The organism is Methylorubrum podarium (genome assembly GCF_022179745.1).
GTDB lineage: Bacteria > Pseudomonadota > Alphaproteobacteria > Rhizobiales > Beijerinckiaceae > Methylobacterium > Methylobacterium podarium.
The window spans coordinates 1-5150 of the sequence record NZ_BPRD01000675.1; the positions used below are offsets into that span (position 1 = coordinate 1).

At 67.4% G+C, this 5150-nt stretch carries 3 protein-coding genes; 2 read left to right on the plus strand and 1 reads right to left on the minus strand.

Annotated features, from left to right (window positions below; translation table 11 throughout):
- Positions 1 to 1107, plus strand: a 1107-nt coding sequence (locus tag MFF42_RS25665) for an outer membrane beta-barrel protein (protein WP_238258791.1), incomplete at its 5' end; no start/stop codon positions are given.
- Positions 1108 to 1614: 507 nt separating this feature from the next.
- Positions 1615 to 1794 (plus strand): hypothetical protein, encoded by a 180-nt coding sequence (locus tag MFF42_RS25670; RefSeq protein ID WP_238258792.1) that lies wholly within the window; start codon positions 1615 to 1617, stop codon positions 1792 to 1794.
- A gap of 140 nt (positions 1795 to 1934) precedes the next feature.
- On the opposite strand, the gene MFF42_RS25675 is transcribed toward MFF42_RS25670, so the two are convergent.
- Positions 1935 to 5096, minus strand: a complete 3162-nt coding sequence (locus MFF42_RS25675) for a multidrug efflux RND transporter permease subunit (protein ID WP_238258793.1) — start codon at positions 5094 to 5096, stop codon at positions 1935 to 1937.
- Between the last annotated feature and the right edge of the window lie 54 nt (positions 5097 to 5150).

Here is a 5150-nt window from a genome sequence, read left to right on the forward strand (position 1 = left end):
CAGGGGAAACGAGTACAGGCCCGCTTGCACGTAGAACTGGAACGGTCCGTCAGCCTTCTGCACCGTGGCCATCAGGTTGGTGAAATCGACCCGGTTCTCCATGTCGCGCCCCTGAACACGGGGCGCGACATGGAGAACCGGGTCGATTTCACCAACCTGATGGCCACGGTGCAGAAGGCTGACGGACCGTTCCAGTTCTACGTGCAAGCGGGCCTGTACTCGTTTCCCCTGCTGGCCTACCCGCTCTACTCGTCGTTCGATCAGGCGGCGCCGTACTCGGTCACGGTGCCGATCGCCTTCGGCAAGTACCAGATCAACGACGAATGGTCGATCCAGGGCGGCCGCATGTTCGGCAACATCGGCTCAGAGGGATTGTTCACCTATCAACGTGCCAACATTTCGGGCGGCCTTCTGTTCAACCAGGAAATCTTCCTCAATCAGGGCATTCAGCTCAATTACTCGAGCGGCCCGTGGAACGCCGCGATCGCGGTCACCGACGGCTTCTTCTCGGGCGAGCTGAACTGGATCACGGGCTATCTGACCTACAAGATCGACGACAACAACACGATCGGCATCAACGGCGGCACTCATTTCTCGCGGTTCAACAGTCTCGACCGCGGCTCTAAATTCCAGTTCGCGACCCCGGTCACGCTGCAGAACAGCAGTATCGTCAGCGTGAACTACACCTTCGCCAATGGACCTTGGACGATCACGCCCTACGCCCAATACACGAGCGTCGTTCAGGACCTCGGTCTCGGCCTGGCCGGTGCCGAGACCTACGGCGGCGCTGTCATCGTTGCCTACAGCTTCAACGACTGGTTCTCGATCGGCGGGCGCGTGGAGTACATCGCGCAGAACGGCAATCGGTTCGCCCCGCTGGCGACGACCAATCTGCTCTACGGTGCGGGCAGCTCGGCGGCGTCCTACACGATCACGCCGACCTTCAACTTCGACCGCTTCTTCGTGCGCGGCGAGTATTCCCATGTCGATCTGTACGGCACTCAGACCGGCGATCTGGCTGCCGGCACCCTCGGCACCGGCTTCGGCCGCACGGGCAACGTGCGGACGCAGGACCGCTACATGGTCGAGGCCGGCTTCACCTTCTGATACGGTTTCCCCTCGATCACCTCGGGCATTGCCCCTCTTCTCCCCCTCGTGGGGGCAGGCAGGAGGTGGGGTGGTGCCGGATCGAGCGCAGCGGTGCCTTCCGCGCCACCCCGAACCCCTCCCCGCAAGGAGGAGGGGACAGGCCCTGCTCTGACCGCAGCGATCAACCGGAACTGTCCGAGACGAGCCGGGCTCGATCGGCGGCATTTGTGGTTCCAGAACCTCTTCGAGACTTCGGAGGATCGCGGATGCCGGCCGATCGATGATCAGCCGGAGCGCGCTCCCTCGGGACGAAGCGTGCCGAAACATCGATGGTGAGGCGCGTCCCGGTTCGGGCGGGATCGAGCACGGCTCACGTTCGAGGGGCCGTCCAACCTCACCTCCACGAAACTCTGGTCTTGGCGAGATGCGATGTTGTGGGCCCAACGATCCGTCCGGGCGGAGGAGCTTCCCTCGATTGAGCGCCTCTTCCGGGATCAAGTCGACGCCTTCGACCCGGACAGTCGGATGCTGCTCGTCAGCGTCGACGGGGCGTGGCCGATGCTGCAGCTGTGGGTGGGAACGCTCAACGCCGATCTTCAGAGTTCATATTTCGGCTTCACGCCGTGCAGCCGGCGTGACCTTCCCCGCGCGCCTATGCTCGTGTCCGGCGCCGCCGCTCGCTTCAGCCAGATCTTTCACGATTGATCTTCGTCCGGTCTCGCGCGTGCGCGGCGCGGTCGGCCTGCCAAGGGGGCTGGGAGGCAGGCCGACCGCTGTCGCGGACCGCGGGAAGGCGCGGTCGCGCGACCTGTTGCCGGGCGGGGCCCGGATCGGCGTGAATCGCCTCAGGGCACGGGGGCACCGTGCTTTGCGAGAGCGTCCGATTTGGGTGAGCCGTCCTTCGCCGCATCCGCTGCCCGCGACCGGAAGGCCCTGGCAATCAGAACGTAGAAGAGCGGGGTGACGAACACCGCGAGCACGGTCGCCGTGATCATGCCGCCGAGCACGCCGGTGCCGATGGCTCGCTGACTGTTCATGCTGGCGCCCGTGGCGATGGCGAGCGGCACCACGCCGAGGATGAAGGCGAACGAGGTCATGATGATCGGCCGGAAGCGCAGCTCGCACGCCTCCAGCGCCGCCTCGTGCACGGAGCGGCCCTGCGCCACCAAGTCCTTGGCCACCTCGATGATCAAGATCGCGTTCTTCGCCGTCAGGCCGATCACCGTGATCAGGCCGACCTTGAAGTAGACGTCGTTCGGCATGTCCCGCAGGAGCATGGCGAACACCGCACCGACCACGCCGGTCGGCACCACGAGCAGCACGGCGAGCGGGATCGACCAGCTCTCGTAGAGTGCGGCGAGACAGAGGAAGACGCAGAACAGCGCCAGCGCCAGCAGGTAGATGGCTTGGCTCCCCGAGAGCTTCTCCTGCAGCGATTGCCCGGTCCAGGCGAAATCGAAGCCCTGGGGCAGTTGCCCGGCGAGCCGCTCCATCTCCGCCATGGCGTCGCCGCTGGCGTAGCCGGGCGCCGCGCTGCCGCCGAACTTGATGCTCGGGTAGCCGTTGAAGCCCACAACCTGCGCGGGGCCCATGGTCCAGGAGATCCGGGCGAAGGATTGCAGCGGCACCATCTGGCCCTTCGCGTTGCGCACGTGGAGATCGAGCAGGTCCTCGGCCCGCATCCGGCGCCCGGCCTCGGCCTGCACGATCACCCGCTGCATGCGGGAGGCGTTGGGGAAGTCGTTGACGTAGGCCGAGCCGAGGCTCGTCGAGAGCGCGTCGTTGATGTCGGCGAAGGTGACGCCGAGGGCGTTCGCCTTCTGTCGGTCGAGGGTGAGCTCGATCTGGGGCGCGGTCGGCAGCCCCTCGACGTAGACCCCCTGGAGGATCGGGCTCTGCGAGGCGGCGGCCAGGAGCTGGTCGCGCGCGGCGGCGAGCGCCGCGTAGCCCTGCTGCCCCTTGTCCTGCAGGCGGAAGGCGAAGCCGCTGGAGTTGCCGAGGGAGTCGATGGCCGGCGGCGACAGCGACATGGCGATGGCATCCGGCAGGCCGCCGAGCACCGCGTTGGCCCGGGCGGCGATGGCGTCGGCGCCGTCGTCCGGCCCGCGCTCCTTCCAGTCCTTCAGGGTGACGAAGGAGAGCGCCGCGTTCTGGCCCTGGCCCGAGAAGCCGTAGCCGAGCAGAACCACGCGGCTGGCGACCGCCGCCTCGGTCCCGAAATGGTCCTCCATGCGCTTGGCCACGTCGAGGGTGCGCTCGGTGGAGGATTCCGGCGGCGTCTGCGCGTCGACGATGAGGTAGCCCTGGTCCTCGGTCGGCAGGAAGCTCGTCGGCATCCGGACGTAGCCCCAGCCGAGCGCCGCGACGAGCGCCGCGTAGACGAGGAGCGACCGGACCGGTCGCTTCAGGATGCCGCCGACCCCCGAGCGGTAGGCCAGCGTGCCCGCCTGGAAGCGGCGGTTGAACCAGCCGAAGAAGCCGCCCTTGGCGTGGCCGTGGCCGGCCGCGACGGGCTTGAGCAGGGTGGCGCAGAGCGCCGGGGTGAGCGAGAGCGCCAGGAAGGCCGAGAAGGCGATCGAGGTCGCCATGCTGACCGCGAACTGCCGGTAGATGACGCCGACCGAGCCGGGGAAGAAGGCCAGCGGCACGAACACCGCGATCAGCACCGAGGTGATGCCGATGATGGCTCCCGTGATCTGGCCCATCGCCTTGCGGGTCGCCTCTCGGGGCGAGAGGCCCTCCTCGCCCATGATGCGCTCGACGTTCTCGACCACGACGATGGCGTCGTCGACGAGGATGCCGATGGCCAGCACCATGCCGAACATGGTGAGCACGTTGATCGAGAAGCCGGCGAGCAGCAGCGCGCCGCAGGTGCCGAGGAGCGCCACCGGCACCACGATGGTCGGGATGATGGTGTAGCGGATGTTCTGCAGGAACAGGAACATGACCACGAAGACCAGCGCCATCGCCTCGGCGAGCGTCATCAGAACCTTCTTGATCGAGACCTCGACGAAGGGCGTGGTGTCGTAGGGCACCGTGACGCTGACATTCGCGGGCAGCGTCTTCGAGAGCTGGGCGAGCTTGGCCTTGACGCCGGTGGCGGCGGCCAGCGCGTTGCCGCCGGGCGCGAGCTGGATGCCGATGCCGGCGGCCGGGCGTCCGTCGAGGCGCGTCTGCATGGTGTAGGACATCCCGCCGAGTTCGACCTCGGCGACGTCGCGCAGGCGCACCAGCGAGCCATCCATGTTGGCGCGCAGCACGATCTCCTCGAACTCGGCCACCGTAGTCAGCTGCCCCTTCACCAGCACGTTGGCGGCGATGCGCTGGCCCTCCTTGGCGGGTTGGGCGCCGACGATGCCGGAGGTCACCTGCGCGTTCTGCGCCGCGACCGCTGCGGTGACGTCGGCGGGGGTCATGTTGAGGCCGACGAGCTTGACCGGGTCGATCCAGATCCGCAGCGCCTTCTCCGACGAGAACAGGGTGGCGCGCCCGACCCCCGGGACGCGCCGCAGCTCGCCGAGCAGGCGGCGCGCGGCGAGGTCGCCGAGATCCGTGTCGGTCAGGGAGCCGTCCTTGGACGACACGATGACGAACTGGAGGAAGCTGGTGCTCGCCTCCTCGACGATGACGCCCTGCTGGGTCACGGCGCGGGGCAGGCGCGCTTCGATGCGCTTGATCCGGTTCTGCACCGCGACGGTGGCCTTCGACGGATCGGAGCCCGGCGCGAACGAGGCCATGATCTGGGTCTGGCCGGAGGTGTCGCTGGTGCTCTCGAAGTACATCAGCCCCGGGATGCCGTTGAGCTCCTCCTCGATGATGCGGGTGACGCCGTCGTAGAGCCGCTCGGGCGGGGCGCCCGGATAGGTCGCCGTGACCTGGATCGTGACGGGGGCGACGTCCGGGTATTGCGAGACCGGCAGGAAGGCGATGGAGATCGCGCCCACCAGCATGATGAAGATGGAGATCGCCCAGGCGAAGATCGGGCGCTCGATGAAGAAGCGGGTCATGAGGTTTGCGCCTGCGCGAGCGGGGCCGGATCAGTGCTGGTCGGGTGCGGCGGC